Annotated in this window: 18 protein-coding genes and 1 tRNA gene; 6 read left to right on the top strand and 13 right to left on the bottom strand. The window is 63.2% G+C overall.

Features of this window, described 5'->3' with window-relative positions:
* Nucleotides 1–219: 219 nt before the first annotated feature.
* Complete coding sequence (locus VKR55_RS05975; protein WP_324400720.1) at nucleotides 220–762, top strand: methylated-DNA--[protein]-cysteine S-methyltransferase; 543 nt, start codon at nucleotides 220–222, stop codon at nucleotides 760–762.
* Nucleotides 763–896: 134 nt separating this feature from the next.
* Here the strand turns inward: VKR55_RS05975 and VKR55_RS05970 are convergent, their stop codons facing one another.
* The 7 genes from VKR55_RS05970 to VKR55_RS05940 form a co-directional block, all read right to left on the bottom strand.
* A complete protein-coding gene (locus tag VKR55_RS05970) occupies nucleotides 897–1766 on the bottom strand; it encodes an MBL fold metallo-hydrolase (RefSeq protein ID WP_324400718.1) in 870 nt (289 codons plus the stop codon).
* A 20-nt stretch (nucleotides 1767–1786) separates the two neighbouring features.
* Nucleotides 1787–2398: a glutathione S-transferase family protein gene (locus tag VKR55_RS05965; protein WP_324400716.1), complete on the bottom strand. Its 612-nt coding sequence runs from the start codon at nucleotides 2396–2398 to the stop codon at nucleotides 1787–1789.
* A gap of 179 nt (nucleotides 2399–2577) precedes the next feature.
* Nucleotides 2578–3420, bottom strand: coding sequence for a fumarylacetoacetate hydrolase family protein (locus VKR55_RS05960; protein ID WP_324400714.1), 843 nt, complete (start codon nucleotides 3418–3420; stop codon nucleotides 2578–2580).
* A 133-nt stretch (nucleotides 3421–3553) separates the two neighbouring features.
* Nucleotides 3554–4402 carry an MBL fold metallo-hydrolase gene (locus VKR55_RS05955; protein ID WP_324400712.1) on the bottom strand — a complete coding sequence of 283 codons (849 nt, stop codon included), beginning with the start codon at nucleotides 4400–4402 and terminating at the stop codon, nucleotides 3554–3556.
* A gap of 21 nt (nucleotides 4403–4423) precedes the next feature.
* Nucleotides 4424–5413, bottom strand: a complete 990-nt coding sequence (locus VKR55_RS05950) for an NADPH:quinone reductase (protein ID WP_324400710.1) — start codon at nucleotides 5411–5413, stop codon at nucleotides 4424–4426.
* Nucleotides 5414–5415: 2 nt separating this feature from the next.
* Complete coding sequence (locus VKR55_RS05945) at nucleotides 5416–6198, bottom strand: SDR family oxidoreductase (protein WP_324400708.1); 783 nt, start codon at nucleotides 6196–6198, stop codon at nucleotides 5416–5418.
* 111 nt (nucleotides 6199–6309) lie between these two features.
* Nucleotides 6310–6807, bottom strand: a complete 498-nt coding sequence (locus VKR55_RS05940; protein WP_324400706.1) for a CvpA family protein — start codon at nucleotides 6805–6807, stop codon at nucleotides 6310–6312.
* 347 nt (nucleotides 6808–7154) lie between these two features.
* On the opposite strand from VKR55_RS05940, the gene VKR55_RS05935 reads away from it, so the two are divergent.
* A complete protein-coding gene (locus VKR55_RS05935; RefSeq protein ID WP_324400704.1) occupies nucleotides 7155–7400 on the top strand; it encodes a hypothetical protein in 246 nt (81 codons plus the stop codon).
* A 146-nt stretch (nucleotides 7401–7546) separates the two neighbouring features.
* On the opposite strand, the gene VKR55_RS05930 is transcribed toward VKR55_RS05935, so the two are convergent.
* Both VKR55_RS05930 and VKR55_RS05925 read right to left on the bottom strand, forming a co-directional pair.
* A complete protein-coding gene (locus VKR55_RS05930; RefSeq protein ID WP_324400702.1) occupies nucleotides 7547–9148 on the bottom strand; it encodes a GMC family oxidoreductase in 1602 nt (533 codons plus the stop codon).
* 159 nt (nucleotides 9149–9307) lie between these two features.
* Nucleotides 9308–10741, bottom strand: coding sequence for a coniferyl aldehyde dehydrogenase (locus VKR55_RS05925; protein ID WP_324400700.1), 1434 nt, complete (start codon nucleotides 10739–10741; stop codon nucleotides 9308–9310).
* A 429-nt stretch (nucleotides 10742–11170) separates the two neighbouring features.
* Between VKR55_RS05925 and VKR55_RS05920 the strand changes: the two genes are divergently transcribed.
* Together VKR55_RS05920 and VKR55_RS05915 are read left to right on the top strand one after the other, a co-directional pair.
* Nucleotides 11171–11247: transfer RNA gene (locus tag VKR55_RS05920), tRNA-Met, on the top strand.
* A 168-nt stretch (nucleotides 11248–11415) separates the two neighbouring features.
* Nucleotides 11416–12543 (top strand): hypothetical protein, encoded by a 1128-nt coding sequence (locus VKR55_RS05915; protein WP_324400698.1) that lies wholly within the window; start codon nucleotides 11416–11418, stop codon nucleotides 12541–12543.
* 738 nt (nucleotides 12544–13281) lie between these two features.
* Here VKR55_RS05915 and VKR55_RS05910 read toward each other — a convergent pair.
* Both VKR55_RS05910 and VKR55_RS05905 read right to left on the bottom strand, forming a co-directional pair.
* Nucleotides 13282–14160 (bottom strand): hypothetical protein, encoded by an 879-nt coding sequence (locus tag VKR55_RS05910; RefSeq protein WP_324400697.1) that lies wholly within the window; start codon nucleotides 14158–14160, stop codon nucleotides 13282–13284.
* 17 nt (nucleotides 14161–14177) lie between these two features.
* Nucleotides 14178–14417, bottom strand: coding sequence for a DUF6471 domain-containing protein (locus VKR55_RS05905; RefSeq protein ID WP_324400695.1), 240 nt, complete (start codon nucleotides 14415–14417; stop codon nucleotides 14178–14180).
* Nucleotides 14418–14467: 50 nt separating this feature from the next.
* Here VKR55_RS05905 and VKR55_RS05900 point away from each other — a divergent pair, with 50 nt between their 5' ends.
* Together VKR55_RS05900 and VKR55_RS05895 are read left to right on the top strand one after the other, a co-directional pair.
* Nucleotides 14468–14896: a hypothetical protein gene (locus VKR55_RS05900; RefSeq protein ID WP_324400692.1), complete on the top strand. Its 429-nt coding sequence runs from the start codon at nucleotides 14468–14470 to the stop codon at nucleotides 14894–14896.
* Between the two features lie 481 nt (nucleotides 14897–15377).
* Complete coding sequence (locus tag VKR55_RS05895) at nucleotides 15378–15563, top strand: hypothetical protein (protein WP_324400690.1); 186 nt, start codon at nucleotides 15378–15380, stop codon at nucleotides 15561–15563.
* 48 nt (nucleotides 15564–15611) lie between these two features.
* Here VKR55_RS05895 and VKR55_RS05890 read toward each other — a convergent pair whose 3' ends face one another.
* Nucleotides 15612–16556 carry a LysR family transcriptional regulator gene (locus tag VKR55_RS05890; RefSeq protein WP_324400688.1) on the bottom strand — a complete coding sequence of 315 codons (945 nt, stop codon included), beginning with the start codon at nucleotides 16554–16556 and terminating at the stop codon, nucleotides 15612–15614.
* 117 nt (nucleotides 16557–16673) lie between these two features.
* On the bottom strand, nucleotides 16674–17801 hold a 1128-nt coding region (locus VKR55_RS05885), incomplete at its 5' end, for an FAD-dependent oxidoreductase (RefSeq protein WP_324400686.1).

Genomic DNA, 17801 nt, shown 5'->3' with positions numbered 1-17801 from the left:
GGCAGTTAGACCGGGATGGTGCTTGAGTTATAGCAAGAATGGTTACACGGGCAGGCTTTAAATCTCCACGGCCAACAAGTGTCGGTCTCGGTCAAAACCTGCCCGGCCATGACGAGGGAACTGGGTGCAATCTTCCCGGAATCCGGGTGGATCGCAATACTTTCCAAGCCTAGATTCCGCATCAAGACGAGCATGAGGCCTATGAATTTGGAGGCAACCATGACCGACCAGCATTATTGCCTGTTCGACACCGCGATCGGAGCCTGCGGCATCGAATGGGGCCCGCGTGGCATCAACGGGGTGCAACTGCCGATGGGCAGCGAAGGCAAGACCCGCGCCCGCATCCGCCAGCGCCGCGGCGATATCGCGGAAGCTGAGCCGACAGCCGCGGTGAAAACCGCGATCGGCCGCATTGTCGATCTGCTCGCGGGCAAGCCCGACGACCTCACCGATATTCCGCTCGACCTCGAGGGCGTGCCGGAGTTCAACCGCGGCGTCTATGACATCGCCCGCACCATCCCGCCGGGCAAGACCATGACCTATGGCGATATCGCAAAAAGGCTCGGCGGCGTCGAGCTGTCACGCGACGTCGGCCAGGCGCTCGGGCACAATCCGTGCCCGATCGTGGTGCCCTGCCATCGCGTGCTCGCGGCTGGCAACAAGCCCGGCGGCTTCTCGGCGCGGGGCGGCGTTTCGACCAAGCTGAAAATGCTCGCGATCGAAGGCGCCGCGGTCAATCACACGCCGAGTTTGTTTGATTGAGGTGAGGTGATTGCCGCAAGTTGTAGGGTGGGCAAAGCGAAGCGTGCCCACCAACTTGCACTTCAGGAAAATGGTGGGCACGGCGCAAGCGCGCCTTTGCCCACCCTACGGACCCCCGATGCGGCGACAGCGTCTCAAACCATCTCGCACGTAAACCCATTCCCCTTGCGCTTGATCTTGCCTGATGACGGCGAGGGGAAATGCGCTGTGCAGCACAGCGTGTCGGTGTCGCAATAGCGCTCCAGGAAGCTGCGCCGCGTCACCCCGGCCTGCTTCGGATCGACGTCGAAGCGCGGCGACAGCTCCGGATAAAGCGTCTGCAGCGGCGTATGCATGAGGTCGCCCGAGAACACCACGTCATCCCTGGCCTTGCCGAAGGTGAAGGCGACGTGGCCGGGCGTGTGGCCCGGCGTCGGCAGGATGCGGCCGTGATCGCCGAGCGCGAAGTCATGAGCCACGATCTGCGACTGCTTCGCCTCGACCACCGGCAGCACGCTGTCGGCGAAGGGCGGCACCTCGGCTTTGGCGTTCTGCTCGGTCCAGTAGTCGAACTCGTTCTTCGCAAAGACGTAGCGCGCCTTCGGGAAGGTCGGCACCCAGCGGCCGTTCTGCAACCGCGTATTCCAGCCGACGTGATCGACATGCAGATGCGTGCACATCACGAAATCGATGTCGCTTGGCGAGAAGCCCGCGGCGTTGAGCGCCCGCATGTAGGTCTCGTCCGTCTTCATGTTCCATTTCGGGCGGGTAGGCCGCGGCTTGTCGTTGCCAATGCAGCTATCGATCAGAATGGTGTGATGCGGCGTCTTCACAACGTAGGACTGGAAGCACAGGATCAGCGTATCCTTGTCGTCGAGCGCGCCGGCTTTCTGCATCCAGCCGCGGTTTTCGGCGAGCATGTCCGGCGTCAGGTCTGGCAGCATGTCACGCGCCTCCAGGAAGGTGGTCTCCTGCTCGATGACGCGGTGGATGGTGAGGTCGCCGACGGAAAATTTCAGTTTCATCGCACGCTCCTTTTTTTGTTTTATGCGCTCGGCGGCAGCGAGATCTTCACCGATGGCCGCTCCAGCATTGTCTGGTGGAACTTGTCGAGCCTGGGATAGGCCTTGCGCCAGCCGCAATCGGCAAAGCGGAAATCGGCGTAGCCGAGCACGCAAACAAGCCCGATCTGCGCGATCGTGAGCGGGCCGTTCAGCACGTCATCGCGCGCCGCGAAGCGCGCCATGCCGGTCCAGACCCTGTTCCAGTGGTCATCGGACCACGCCTTCCAGCGTAAACCTTCGGGCCGCACCATGCCCTCGTAGCGGCAGAGCAGCATGGAATCGAGCACACCCTGCAACAGCGAGTGATCGCTCTTCACCTTCCAGCGCGTTGGACCGTAGCCGGGGATCAGATTGCCGCCGGCAAGCTCGTTCAGATATTCGACGATGACATAGGAATCGAGAATGACGTCGCGGTCCCTGAGGATCAGCACCGGCAGCTTCTTCAAGGGCGTGATGCGCTGATAGTCCTCGTTGGCCTGGCCGGGAGCGACGGTCGCCGGCACCAGTTCGATCTTGTCGATCAACCCGAGCTCGATGGCGGCGATGCGGACCTTGCGCGCGAACGGCGAGGCCGGAGAAAAGGTGAGTTTCATGATGGGCCTCTTGATGACTTTATCCGTCGTCATGGCCGGGCTTGACCCGCCTGCGGGGCCGAAGCCCTTTCGGCGCGGCGTAGGCCCGGCCATCCATCCGCTTCGTAAGAGTCCCTTAGTGATGGATGCCCGGGTCAAGCCCCGGGCATGACGAGTTGTTATATCGATGTCGGCTTAACTCACGCCGCGACGATCTCCTGGCGCTGCTCGCCGAGGCCGTCGATGCCGAGCGTGACGACGTCGCCGACATTGAGGAAGGTTGGCGGCTTCATGCCAAGCCCCACGCCGGGCGGCGTGCCGGTGGTGATGATGTCGCCGGGCAGGAGCGTCATGAACTGCGAGACATAAGAGACGCACTTCGCCATCGAGAAGATCATGGTCGCCGTGTTGCCGGTCTGGCGGCGCTTGCCGTTGACGTCGAGCCACATTCCGAGCTTCTGCACGTCGGCGATTTCGTCCCTGGTCACGAGCCACGGGCCGAGCGGGCCGAAGGTGTCGTGCGACTTGCCTTTGGTCCACTGGCCGCCGCGCTCCTGCTGGAAGTTGCGCTCGGAGACGTCGTTGCAAACGCAATAGCCGGCGACATGGTTGAGCGCATCGGCCTCCGACACATACTTGGCCTTGGTCCCGATGATGGCTGCGATCTCGACCTCCCAGTCGAGTTTCGTGGAGCCGCGGGGCTTCTGGACGGCATCATTCGGGCCCGACAGCGAAGTGTTGGCCTTGATGAAGAAGATCGGCTCGGTCGGGATCGCCGATCCCGTCTCCTTGGCATGGTCGGAATAGTTGAGACCGATGGCGACGAACTTCGAGATGCCGGTGACCGGCGCGCCAAACCGCGGCTTGCCCGAGACGGCGGGCAGCGAAGCGGCGTCGAGCGCAGCAAGCTTTTTCAGGGACGCCGGGGCATAGCCCTCGCCATCGAGGTCCTTGAGCTGCCCCGAAAGGTCCCGCAACTGGCCGGATTTATCGATCAGACCGGGCTTTTCCGCGCCCTTTTCGCCATAACGAACAAGCTTCATGTTTCATCACTCCCTTGGGAAGGCCTGGGTTTTGTCTGGATTTCGGCACGCTTCATGGAACAGGCGACGGGGAAATTCAACTCCCATGGCATATTGCATGGCAGACGACCGTGCGGCGCGGCCCGGGGAATGATCACCCCAGGGTCACGAATTTGAAGGTGTCGCCGTCGCGTCTGATATGGCCGGCGCTGTAATGCCCGCCGATCACCAGGGTCTGTGTGTCCGCAAAGCGCGAGAACAGCTCGCGCCGCGCCTTGACCGATTGCCGGGGGTCGGAATCCACCGTCGAGGACCAGTCGAGGTGCGCCATCTGGCAGGGATGGTGGGCAACGTCCCCTGTCAGCAGGGCTTCCTCGCCGTCTGATTTGATGTGGATGCTCATATGGCCCGGGCTATGACCGGGAGTCGAGATCATGCCGATCTCGTCGGTGAGCTTAGCGTCGCTTGCGATGAGCTCGGCTCGGCCGGCATCCATGATCGGCTTCACCGAATCGTTGAACACGGCGACATGCGCGGGCTCGACACTGTGGTCGCGCCAATAGTCGTATTCGGTCCTGCCGAACAGATAGCGCGCGTTGGCAAACGTCGGCATCCATCGGCCGCCGACCAGCTTCGTGTTCCAGCCGACATGGTCGACGTGCAGATGCGTGCATAGCACCGTGTCGATCGTATCCGGCGGGTAGCCGGCGGCCGTGAGCTTTTCCAGGAACGGCTCGTTGCGGTTGTTCCAGGTCGGCACGCCGCGCCCCTCCTTGTCGTTGCCGAGCCCGGTATCGACCACGATGCGATGCTTCGGCGTCTCCACGACCAGCGAATGGATCGACATTTTCAGCCGGCCCTCGTCGGTTGCGAAATGCGGGATCAGCCAGGGCAGCTTCAAAATCTCTTCACGGCCCGCCTGCGGCAGGATGAAGCGCGTGGAGCCGACAGTCTCGAGCTCGACCACCTGGGTGATTTTGACCTTGCCGACCTTCCACTGCATGACGCTTCCCTCTCGCGCCTCTTATCGCGCGCAATCGACGATCACGGTGCCGAGCTTGTCGCCCTTCTCGACCGCAAGATGTGCCTGTGCCGTATCAGACAGCGCAAATTGCCCGGCGATGTTGTGCAGGCGCTTCCCGGTCGCGAGCCACTTCGTGATGTCGGCCTGTGCTGCCGACAACAGCGGCCAGGGCAGCGCGAACAGCACGAGGCCACGCAGATTGACACATCTCTCCATCAACTCGCGCACCGGCACGACGGGCGTGCGGTTGCCAACGGTGGCATAGACCGCGATGGTGGAGTTCATCGCCATCAGCTTTGGCGTGGTCGCGATATTGCCGCCGAAATCGACATCGACCACATGGTCGACGCCGCGCTTGTCGGTGAAGGCGAGCGCCTTGGCGACGACGTCCTCGGTCTTGTAGTTCACGACGAGATCGGCGCCGGCGAGCCGCGCCTGCTCGGCTTTCACCGCAGAGCTCACGGTCGCGATCACCTTGGCGCCACCCCATTTCGCAAGCTGCACGGCATAGTGCCCGACCGCGCCGGCGCCGCCGGTGACGAGCGCCGTCTTGCCGGCGATCGGGCCATCGGCGAAGAGAGAGCACCACGCGGTCATGGCGGGAATGCCCAGCGTCGCACCTTGCGCAAAGGACACTTGATCCGGCAGCGGTGTGACGAGCTTTTCGTCGAGCGCGATATATTCAGCCGCCGTGCCGAGCGCGCGGCCATTGCGCTGGCCGTTGAACAGCCAGACACGCTGGCCCACTTTCAGTCGCGTCACGGCATCGCCGACCTGATCGATAATCCCCGCGCCATCGCTGTTCGGGATGACAAGCGGAAATTCCAGCCCGCGATAATTGCCCGCGCGGCGGCCGACGTCGGCCGGATTGACGCCGGACGCTTCCAGCCGCACGCGCACTTCGCCGGCACCGGCCAATGGCGCCGGCCGCTCGCCATAGGAGAGCACCTCCGTCGCCGGCCCGCAGCGCTCGTACCAGACCGCTTTCATGATCAGAGCGTGCCGGGGAAGGCGCCGCCGTCGAGCAGGATGTTCTGGCCGGTGATGTAACCGGCCTTGGCGCCGCACAGGAAGGCGCAGAACAGGCCGAATTCTTCCGGCGTGCCGAAACGTCCAGCCGGATTGAGCTTGGCGCGCTCGGCCATGATCGCGTCAACGGGGACACCGCGCTTCTCGGCTTCGGCCTTGCCGGTCGAGCGCAGCCGATCGGTATCGAAGGGCCCCGGCAACAGGCCGTTGATGGTGACATTGTTGATCACGGTCTTGCGCGACAGACCGGCGATGAAGCCGGTGAGGCCGGCGCGGGCGCCGTTGGAAAGCCCCAGGATCTCGATCGGCGCCTTTACCGCGGCCGAAGTGATGTTGACGATGCGGCCGAACTTGCGCGCCATCATGCCGTCGACAGTGGCCTTGATCAGCTCGATCGGCGTCAGCATGTTGGCGTCGATCGCCTTGATCCAGTCGTCGCGGGTCCAGTTGCGGAAATCACCGGGCGGTGGGCCGCCGGCATTGTTGACCAGGATGTCCGGATCGGGGCAGGCCTTGAGCACGGCCTCGCGCCCCGCCGGCGTGGTGATGTCGCCCGCGACCTCGGTGACGGTGACGCCGGGGTTCATTTTGCGGATTTCGTCGGCGGTCTTCTTCAGCGCCTCGGCGCCGCGCGCGGTCAGCGTGACATGCACGCCCTCACCCGCGAGCGCGATGGCGCAGGCGCGTCCCAGTCCCTTGCTCGATGCGCAGACGATGGCGCGGCGGCCCTTGATGCCCAGATCCACAGTGTCACTCCCTGATGTCGCGGATGGTTTTTGCGGGAGCGGACTTTAGCCAACCCGGGCCGCCCTGATAAGGGCTGCGCGCATCACCAAAATGCATAACAGGGGGCGCCGCTATCGGAGACGATCGATGGCCGCGACCGCCTCGGGCGGCAGCGACTGGAAGCCTCGTTTGCCGATCTCGGAGAACAGCGGCCTGAGCTGCGAGCCCTCGAGGAACGCAGGCTCGCGGCCGACCGGAATGATACGGTCGAACACCACGACGAGCGAGGTCGCGACCAGGCCGACGCGGAGCACGCCGAGCGCGGCACCTCCGAGCCGGTCGGCGATGGAAGGGTCGTCTCCGATCACCTCGTCCACCGGCATGCGCATGAGCTTGCCGAGCACCATGCCGGTGACGAGAAACGCGCCGAGGAAGAAACCGGTGTTGTGGCCAAGCGGAGAAGAGTATTGTTCGTCGAGCGGCGGCACGTAGGACATCGCCCACACCGCGACCGGCATCGCGACGATATAGGCGATGATCGTGAGCAAGCTGCGCAAGAGGCCGGTCGAGAAGCCGCTGAACACGGCGACGACGAACCCGATCATGACGGCGAGATCGAAGGTGTTCATGGCGATCGTCCCTGCCTGCTCCGATGCAATCCGACTTGGTCAATGAAAGGGGTCTGTGATCGTTAAAATCGTGCGCTTCGTCGTGGCGCGTATTTTCGAGGCTTGTGACGTGTTGTGTATTCGAGGTGGGTAAAGAAAACCTCCCCATACTCTTTCGTCATTGCCGGGCTTGACCCGGCAATCCATCGGTTTCGCAATGAGTCGTTTTAGCTGATGGATGGCCGGGTCAAGCCCGGGCATGACGAGCTGAGAGCCTTCGCGCCGTCACATTGCATTTGAAGTATTTGCGAAAACCTTCCTCAAAGCCCGCTTGCTATGCAGCCTCGCATTGTAATGTCGATCGGGGCATGACCATGAGAGTTTTTGTCTGTCTGGGCTTGCTGCTCGCCGCCACCGCGGCCAATGCCCAGGGCTATACCACCACCGTCAACCGCGCGACCAACACGGTGACCACCACCGGCAACGGCTACACCGCGACCACGACGCGGACCTCGAACTCGTCGGGCGGCGCGACCTACACCACCACCGTCACGCGCGCCCCCGGCGGCTATCAGCCGATGGGCTCCGGCGGCTACAACCCGATGGGGCGTTGAGGTTCAGGCGAGCCGCTATCAAGTCGCTGTCATTGCCGGGCTTGACCCGGCAATCCATCCCCTTCGCAAGAGTCCTTTTGAATGATGGATGGCCGGGTCAAGCCCGGGCATGACAATCACTTGCTGTCGGCACACCTCCGGCGAGGCTACACCCGGATCTCCGCCTTGATCATATCCGCGGCCTTCTCGCCGATCATGATGGTCGGCGCGTTGGTGTTGCCGCCGATCAAAGTCGGCATGATCGAGGCGTCGACGACGCGCAAGGCCTCGAGGCCATGCACCTTCAGCTTCGGATCGACCACGGCCGCAACGTCGGTGCCCATCCTGCAGGTGCCGACGGGATGATAGACCGTATCGACGCGTGCGCGCAGGATATTCCTGATGTCGTCGTCGGTCTTCACGTCTGACGTGACCATGTCCTTCGACTGCAGCCTGCGAAGCGCCGGCGCTTCCATCAGCCGCCGCGTCATCTTGAAGCCGCCGACCATGGTCTCGAGATCGCTCTCTTCGCCGAGGAAGTTCGGATCGATCGCGGGCGGCGCGAGCGGATCCGCGCTCTCGAGCCACACACTGCCGCGGCTCTTTGGCCGCAGCAGGCAGACGTGGCAGGAGAAGCCGGTGCCCCAGCGCGGCTTGCGGCCGTGGTCCTCCACCATCGCCATGCAGAAATGAAGCTGGATATCGGGCAGCGCGAGCTCGGGCTTCGTCTTGAGGAAGCCGCCGCACTCGGCGACGTTGGAGGTCATCGGCCCGCGACGCTCGCGCCGATATTGCAAAATGCCCTTGAAGATGCGGCCGATGCCGCTCCAGGACAGGCCGGAGAAATAGGGCGCGTCCGATGCGAAGCCGAACACGAAGTCCGGATGATCCTGCAGGTTCTGTCCGACGCCCGGCAGATGATGCCTAGAGGCGATGCCGTGCTTGCCAAGCGAAGCGGCGTCGCCAACCCCCGACAGCATCAAGAGCTGCGGCGACTGGAACGCGCCGGAAGAAAGGATCACCTCGCCCCTGGCGCGGATCACTTTCTTCTCCTTGCCCTGGACATATTCGACGCCGACCGCGCGCTTGCCCTCGAACAGGATTTTGGCCGCCTGCGCGCCGGTCTCGACCTTGAGGTTTCCCCGGCTCGCCATGAAGGGATGGACATAGCCGCGCGCCGCGCTCCAGCGCTCGCCGTCCTTCTGCGTGAGCTGGTAGGTGCCGAGCCCTTCCTGCTCGGCGCCGTTGAAATCGTCGCGGATCAGGAATTGCGCCTCGCGGGCTCCTTGCAAGAACATCTCGCGCACCGGATTGTCCGAGCGCGAGCCCGTCACATGCAACGGTCCGCCCTTGCCGTGATACTCGCCGTCGAGCTCGTCATTGTCTTCCGAGCGCTTGAAGTAGGGCAGCACGTCCGCGTAAGCCCACCCGGTGTTGCCGAGCGCGGCCCATTGGTCGTAATCGGCCTTGTGGCCGCGGATATAGACCATGGCGTTGATGGCGGATGAGCCGCCGAGGCCCTTGCCGCGCGGCTGGTAGCCGATGCGGCCGTTCAGGCCCTTCTGCGGCACGGTGTTGAACGCCCAGTTATTCACCTTGCCGGAGATCATGAAGATCATCGCGCCCGGCGTGGTCACGACCCAGTTGTCGTTCCTGCCGCCGGCATCGAGCAGCGCCACCGAAGTTGCGGCATCTTCCGACAGCCGGCTCGCCACCGCGCATCCGCCCGAGCCCGCGCCTACAACCACAAAGTCAAATGTATCCGTCACGTGTGTTTCCCCCGTTTTGTTTCGTCATTGCGCAGTAAACCCGCCGTCGTCATTCCGGGGCGCGACGAAGTCGCGAGCCCGGAATCCATATCCCCAGCTGTGGTTATGGATTCCGGGCCTGCGCCCTTCGGCGCATCCCGGAATGACGACGTTAATTAGTCACGACATAAACCGCAGCATCTTTTCCAGCCGCGCGATCTTGCCGCCATAGGGCGGGTAGAGATCGGCCATGCGGTTGAGCACCGAGCGGTAGAACACCGGCTTCAGCTTGCTCAGATTGTTGAAGCCCCATTCGCCGTGATAGGCGCCTGAGCCCGACGCGCCGACGCCGCCCATCGGCTGGTTTACCTGGGTGAAGTGGAACAGGCAGTCGTTGATGGTGACGCCGCCAGAGATGGTCTGCGTCAGCACCGCGTCACGAGCCGCGTTGTCGCGGCCGAACCAGTAGAGCGCGAGCGGCCGGTCGCGCTTGTTGATGAAGGCGATCGGCTCCTTCGCATCCTTGTAGCCCATGACAGGCAGGACGGGTCCGAAGATCTCCTCCTGCATCAGCGCCATGTCCGGCGTGGCGCCGACCACGATGGTCGGCGGGAATTTGCGCCGCGCCTTCCAGTTCGGGTCGTCGGGTTTTGCGGGCTGCAGGATCTTCGCGCCCTTGGCCGCGGCGTCGGCGACGAGGCCTTCCAGCCGCGCAAAATGCCGGTCGGAGATGATCGCAGTGTAATCCTTGTTGTTCGGCTCGGTGCCGAACATGCGCCGCGTGTGGGTGCGCACCTTCTCGGCAAAGGCCTGCACCTGCTCCTCCGGCACGAAGGCATAATCCGGCGCGATGCAGGTCTGCCCGGCATTGAGCAGTTTCGCATAGCCGATGCGTTCGGCGGCCTCGTTGAGATCGGCGGAGCGATCGACGATCGCGGGCGACTTGCCGCCGAGCTCGAGCGTCACCGGCGTCAAATTGCGGCCCGCCGCTTCGGCGACGATGCGCCCGACCCGGCTCGAGCCGGTGAAGATCAGATGATCGAAGGTGAGCGTCGGGAAGGCTTTTGCCACGTCGTCCTCGACGCCGGTGATGAGCAGTTCGCGCGCGTCGAATTTTTGCGCGATCGCTTCCTTCAGCAGGCCGGCGAAATGCGGCGTCAGCTCGCTTGGCTTGATCATCACGCGGTTGCCGGCGGCGATCGCGCCGATCGCGGGGGCGAGCGTGAGCTGCAGCGGATAATTCCAGGGCGCGATGACGCCGACTGTGCCGAGCGGCTGCGGGATCAGGCGGTTCTTCGCCGGCATGAACTGCAGCGCGGTCATGACGCGCCGCGGCGCCATCCATTTCTTCAAATGCCTGACCGCATGCTTGATCTCAACATAGAGGAACAGCGTCTCGGCGATCGTGGTCTCGACCGATGAGCGGTGGCCGAAATCGGCCGAGATCGCCTGCTCGAAATGGCTCTCGTTGGCCTCGACCACCGCGCGCAGCCGCCTCAGCCGGTCGATCCGCACCTCGCAGGAGGGTGTGGGGTCGGCGCGCGAAGCGTCGAACTGGGCGTGGAAGGCGTCATCCAGGGCGGAAACGGCAGGGCTCTTCAGCGACTGGTCCATGGCATTCCCCTTTGGCTGCTTTTCAGGCGCATGATCCGAAAAACGCCTGCCGCGGTCTTTGGATCGCGGGGAGGGCTCTGCTTTTCCGGCGAGCCTGCTCCCGGGCTTGAGCCCTAAGGGATCATGCGCCAGTCATTAGACCCCAAGGCTCGAGACCCCAAGGCTCGCGCTTTGCGGCCATTCTGGCAAGTGAAGGATGGTTTCGGCGCGTTTTCAGCGGGTTTCGGCTGTCATAAAAAGCAAAAAAGGCTGGCTTTGACCCTTTCCAAAGCGGGGCGGCGTTGGTACATACCGCCCGCACCCGGTTGGCCCAAGGGCCGCGGGACGCCTTCTCAGGAAGCCTTTCGAGACGGAGGATCGGCGCGGCTGCCGCGTTGGTTCACCCCGTTTCGCCGCCGGCTTTCTTTAAGGAGGCACGCAACGGCTTATCGCGGGGTGGAGCAGCCCGGTAGCTCGTCAGGCTCATAACCTGAAGGTCGCAAGTTCAAATCTTGCCCCCGCAACCAAGCCTTTATCTTCCGTGCCATGAGTTACCACCGGTAGCAGCGCGCCTCTGGTCGCATCCCTATTGCTAGACAGAATGAAACCCCTGCGTTGCCGGATTTAGGTCGCACTGCGACCTAGGTCGGCGTCAAAGGTGGCGGTGGAGGCGGGGCGCAACACCGGGGGACTCCATGTCCGGTCACTTGCGGTTTGGGTTTGCCGCGTTTCTTCTCGTTGCAGGTCTCTCGACGCCTGCGGCGGCAAATCCCTTCACCGATTTGTTCTCGTCCAATGCCGCGCCCGAACCAGCGGCTGCGGCGCCTGCTCCCGCTCCCGCCGCAGACGCGTGCTTGTCGCAACCCGGCGCGTCGACGGCTCCCGGCCAGCGCTGGGTCTATCGTTACGATGGCCACCGCAAATGCTGGTTCCAGGCCGAGGCGAGCACAGCGTTGGCGCGAAAATCTGTTCATCGTCACGCCGCGAGGCAGCCCGTCGCCGCTCCGGACGAGAACGGGCCCGCGCCGCGCGCGCAGAAGGCGGTCGAGGATGCGCGTGACGAGATGCTGAGCTCCGCGCCGGCGCAGACGCCGCAGCCGGCGCCGTCAGCGCAAACGCCACAGGGTACGCCGCCGACGCAAGCGTCCGAGACAACACCGCCCGCGATCAAGCTGGTCAAAGTCGTTCCAGTCCGGATTGGGGCCGCGGCGCAGACCCCGCCGGCGCCGGTCCCCTCCACGCCCGGCGCCGATCAGCCTACGCCCGGCCAACCGGCGCCGCCCGCGCCCGCGCTCAAGGTGGTCGACGCCGCTCCGGTCCCGGTGACGGCAGCCGCGGCGCAGGTCCCGCCGTCACCCGTTCTCGCCAAGCCCGGCGCCGATCAGCCCGCGCCCGACCAGCCGGCGCCCGCGCGCCATGTTGACGTGGAAAAGCTTCTGGCGGACGCGCCGGCCGCGAGCGATCAAGCCGCCTCCGTGCCTTCGGCAACGCCGGTCGCTGCTCCCGGCGCCGCGACCGGTGGCGGAAGCTGGATGACAGGCGGAAGCTCGCCGACACGATGGCTCGGCGCGCTGCTGATGGCGCTGGGGTTCGTCGCCCTCTTGAGCGCGACGCTCCGGCGGGCGCTGTGGCCTGCGCGACCTCTCGAGTCCGGAGCTGAGTTCGAGGGCATCGCGGAGGACAGCCGGAACGATCCCTCCTTCGATCGGAGTGCACCAACGCAGGATGAGCGTTGGTTGAACGAGCCGGCCGCGAACTCGGTTTACCTTCCCCCAAGGGAGAGAGCTCGGATTGCCAGCCGCTCGGCGCGAAGCGCCGCCTGACGATGAACTCCGCAATTCGGGTGAGGGATCGCAGCTCGCTCGCTCGAGCGTAACCCCTCACCAGATTTTGCTGCGCAAGGCGGTCTCTTTCGACCAACACCGCCAACCGGCGATGGGGCGTGATCTATTGGGTGTAGCCCTGACTGGTGCGCCACCACGAGGCCACGGCTACTGTCTCACCGTGCTCTATCACGTACTTGCGGCAAGCCTCGTAGTCCTTGGGCAAACGTTGGTGACACGGTACGGGCAAAATAGTCCCGCCCGACCACGAGCATTGCTGTCTGCATTCGCCGACGAACTTGACAGGACCGAGGCGGCAACGTTCGCCACAAGCAGCAATAGGCTTTTCATGGCGATCTCTCCCTAGTGTAAAGGTCAGCCCTCGATCAGGTTAAAGCAGAGGTTGTCTCGGCGTTCTTCCGCGACGCTTTTCGACTTCAGGAATTTCCGCGGAGAAGCGATCGTGGGACGGCGGTTGGCTGGCGACGCGAAGCAACACCAGCACATCATCGCCACCGATGAAGGTACGATGCCAGCCTCTTTCAGGCACTGAGGATCAGATTCGGGGCCTTGGCCTCATAATAACTAAACACGTATTCGCGGTATTATGGCGCAAACGCCACCGGCCAATTGGCCGGTGGCTTTCTAGATCGCGGGAGTGGGCCGTGAGCTAGGAGAAGCGCCGTGTGGCGGCGCGCGGCTTGGGCCGCATGTCTCGTTATCTTGACCGGCTTTCCCTCAATTGAGGTCGCCGGCCACCAAGATATTCTTAATTCGCAGGCGGTCGGCGGGAAAAATTTGGTCCGAACTGATGGGGATGTATGTTTCACGCGGCAAGTCTTCCCACGGCGCCTCAAGGGACATTGTAGCGACGAACGAAGTTATGAAAGGCTTGGCGTGGTCCTCTTTAGAGGGCAATTTGTAGAGGACGCACCCCACTACGCCGGGTGTGTATTTTTTGCCAGCGGTGAAATCAGCCTTAAGAACCGGTTCGACATCATACAAAAACCTGTCATTTGGCAGAACGATCCATTTCAGGTTTTCATTCTGAAGCGGGTGCTTGCACGCTTCCTTCTGAGCTTCCCAGGCGTCCATCGTTTTTCCGTCGGTTATGATGACGGCGGCGCGAACAAGGACTTGTGCTGGCGATTTGCCGAGGTTCTTAAGATCGAAAGTCAATTTGTAGGTAGCGCGGTCCTTGGTGTGGATCGGCCACTCACGAGCTTCGATGCCGGTAATTCCAATCCATGGCCGCTGATCGGCCTCCATGGAATTCAACTGACCTTGGAATATAATGGCAGAGACGCCTGCTGCGACGGTGGCGAGAAGGGCGAATACCGCAGTGGCTCCGACAAGTACAATACCTATCTTCTCGCGTTTATTTTGTTTATGGCCATCGGCCTTGCGACTTTGATGGTAGGAATCTATTGCATCCTGTATCGCCGCAAAGCCCTTGTAGCGGGTATTATTCTTCAATTCGGTGGCAGTATCATCTTTTTTCTCAGCATTACCGGTCTCATCGGATACGTCGTCACTTACGGCCATTGAGATCAAACTGAGCAGCCAAATAAGAATGGCGAAAACGCCCATGCATGAGAAGAAAACAACCGCTCGCACTCGGCTTCCCCAGCCCGCTAAATCTCTTCCAACACTACCTGTTCGAGTTCTAGAGCCGCAACACACGCCAGAAAGAATATTGCGGAAAACGACCCCCGCTTTAGTTTCATGGTGATTCCGGCCTCTGTCTCTTTAAGGCCATGCTTTTTCAGGCGCTTCATCATCTCGGCATAGGTTAAGTCGGCCTTCTTCATTTCCACCTTGAGGAAGGCGGCGGCGCGCTGCCCCCATTCCTCCTCAGCCTTGAGCAGGACCATGGCTCGGAGCCGCCCCTGCCCCTTCCGCCACCCGAGCCGAGGGAATAGCCATGTCAGTGCCCTTCGTGCCAGTCATCGTCGTCGCCATTTTAGGAGCTGTTGCAGTTGCCGATCGCCGCCTCAAAACGGCCGCCCAGCCTCTTCGTCTTCAGTTGGCAGAGACGCCGACCTCTAGCCCGAGGAGCTTCGTGTCTACTTGGCCGAGGATAGGGTGCGAAGAAGAAAAAGACTGCCCCAAAACCTCGATTTTCATCAACGAAATCAACCTGATTTGCCTTGTCCAGCCCTCCGCACAAAAATATTTCTCTTCCGTTTTCCAGAAAATCATGTTTCTCTCTCCGCATCCTGATTCCACAGGAGGGGCGGCTCGCGATCGTCACGGACGTTGGGATGAGGATGCGGTGGCCGTGAGGGTGTTCAGCGCGCGGATGTGCGCCGACGAAAACGTCTTCACGGGCGACAAAAGCGTGTGGTCCTGATCTCCCGACGCTGGGATCAAGCCCCGGGATGGCGATGTCGGCCCTTCGGACGCGACACGCCGAGATGATCACGGGGCGACGGTGGCTAACAAGCCGGTACACCGGGGAGAGCACGTCATACGTCGCAGAACCATCGCGCGGGGAATGCCGGGATGTTCCGGCTGCCCTGTTGTTGCTTGCGTGCGCAAAGTGCACTTCCTTTGCACGCAAGGCTCGCGGGTGCGGCCAGCACCCGGCATTCCCTGCGCCCTCCTTCTCGAAGGGCGACACGATTGAAGCATCACTCGGGCAATTCATGCCGCGGGAATGCGGACGTATGCCCTCCTGCTGTTTGACATTGGAAAATTGACCATGTCCCGATCTTCGCTCCATCGCGGAACTTTTGGACGCTGCGGGCATGATAGGATGAAAGCCATCAGGTGTCGTCTTGCCCTGCAGCGAGGCCGGCTGTCGATCAAGCCGGCCGCTTTGGACGCTTCACATGACCGAGTGGTATCTCGTCTGGGTCGAAGGCCTGCGCGGACCGGAGCCGCAGAAATGGTCGTCGGAGGGGCTGTGGGGCCAGATGAGCCGGCAGGACGTCATCGTGCGCTTTCCGCTGTCGGAGCGGGAGGCGGAGTTGCCGCTGGATCAGCTCGCGAGGCTGCATCCCGTGCCGCCGGGGTGATGGTGCGGCCTTGGGCAACAGAGACTTTCCGCGCATCGCTTCGTCGACTCAAGCCTTGCGGCGGGTCGCCTTGGGTGACGCGACGGGCGTCGGTTGCTCGGCGCGAATGGCAGGCAGCTCACGAAGAAAGCCGGCTGCGTAGTCGAGAAAGGCGCGCGTCTTGCTCGGCATATGCGACGCGCTTGGCGTCACAAGCTGCACCGGGAATGGCGCGGGCTCGTAATCGCGCAGGATGCGCACGAGGCGTCCGGCGGCAAGGTCGTCCACGACCTGATAGGACAGCACTTGCGCGATCCCACGGCCGCCGCGTGCGGCAAACAGCATGCCTTCGACATCGTTGACCCTGAGCCGAGGCGAGAGCCGAACGCCGGCGACGCGGCGCCCGCGGCCAAAGCCCCAGCCGCGCTCAATGGACGCGAGCTGGCTGAAGATCAAATCATGGTTCGCAAGATCGGCCGGCGTCTGCGGTGTGCCATGCGCGCGAAGATAATCAGGACTTGCGACCGTCATGCGTCGCACTTCGCCGACCTTGCTCGCGACCAGGGTGGAATCGGCCAGCGCGCCGATGCGCAATGCGACGTCGATCCCTTCGTCGATCAAGTCGAGATTGCGGTCGTTCAGGACCAGCTCGATCTGGGTGTTCGGATAGGCATCGAGAAAGCCCGTCACAAGCGGCATCACGTGCATCCGACCGAATGGCACGGGAGCGGTCACGCGCAACAGCCCACTGACGGGCGCGCCGGCCTGCTTGTGCACCGCCTCGTCATAGTCGCTGAGCACCGCACGCGCCCGGCCCGCAAATTCGCGGCCCGCATCGGTCAAGGACAGGCGCCGGGTGGTACGCTCCGCCAGCCGAACGCCGGCCCGATCCTCCAGCCGCGCCAGCGCCCGCGTCACCGCCGATGTCGACAGTCGCTGGCGCCTTGCCGCACCGACGAGACTGCCGGAGTCGGCGATCGCCACGAAGATCGCCAATTCATCGAGCCGATCCATCGATTGTTGCCTCTGATGAAACTCTGTCCTCCGGGGACGTGGTGTTTCATGACCCGAAAGCAAGAATCATGTGAGGCAAAATTGTTGAAGAAGCCGGGAATGATGACGCCCCATGGACTAGCCTGCGCAGCAGGACAACTTGGCGACGTCCTTGCTGAAAGCGAGCGCCGCAAGCTTCAGGCCCTCGACCGTGGTGAGATACGGAAAAATCGTTTCCGCGAGATCATCGACGGTCAGGCGTTGCCGGATCGCAAGCACCGCAGTTTGAATGCTGTCGGCCCCTTCCGGCGCGAGGATATGCGCGCCGAGCAGCCGGCCGCTGCCGCTATCTGCGACGAGCTTGATGAGCCCACGGGTGTCACGCGCGGCGAGCGCCCGCGGCACCTGGTCGAGACCGATCGTCGAGACGCGAACCGCATGACCGGCTGCACGCGCCGCGGCCTCGGTCAGCCCGACGCTCGCCACCTGCGGGTCGGTGAACACGATGGCGGGCATCGCGCCGTTGTCATAGCGCAGGCTGTCGCCGTTGAGTGCGTTCCTGGCCGCGATCCTGGCGCCGTAAGCGGCCATGTAAACGAACTGATCGCGGCCGGTGACGTCGCCGGCGGCGTAGACACCGGCCCTGGTGGTCCGCATGCGATCGTCGATCGTAATGCCGCCCCGCGGCGAAAGCGCAATGCCCTGTTCGGTGAGGCCAAGGCCTTCGACGTTGGGTGCGCGGCCGGTGGCAATCAGCACCTGATCGGCGTCGATCGTCGTGGTTTCGCCGTCGCGTGCGATCGTGAGCACGACGCCGTTCCCGGTCCTGCGGATCGCGCGGTAGGATACGCCCGAAACAATGCTGATCCCTTCGTCTGCAAAATATCCCGTCAGGGCCGCACCGATCTCGGGCTCGGCCTCAGGGAGCAGGCGAGAGCGGCACACCAGCGTCACCGTGACGCCGGCGCGGGCGAACATCTGCGCGAGCTCCGCTCCGACGTACCCGCCGCCGATCACGAGCAGCGATCGCGGCAGCTCCGCAAGGTCAAGCGCGGTCGTGCTGGTCAGATAGGGTACTGTCTCGATACCGGGGATGGCAGGCACCGCCGGCCGCGCGCCGGTCGCGATGATGATCTTGCCGGCGCGAATGGCCGCGCCATCCACCTCGACGCCAATGTCGGCGAGGCGGGCCGATCCCTGGCGATAGGCGATGCCGTTATGGGCCGGGAGAATGTTCACGTATTTGGTCTGGCGCATGTCGGAAAC

The sequence above is a fragment of the Bradyrhizobium sp. genome, from assembly GCF_035309285.1.
Classification (GTDB): Bacteria; Pseudomonadota; Alphaproteobacteria; order Rhizobiales; family Xanthobacteraceae; genus Bradyrhizobium.
Note: the sequence above shows the minus strand (reverse complement) of the source record. Positions and strands in the feature narration are given on the sequence as shown.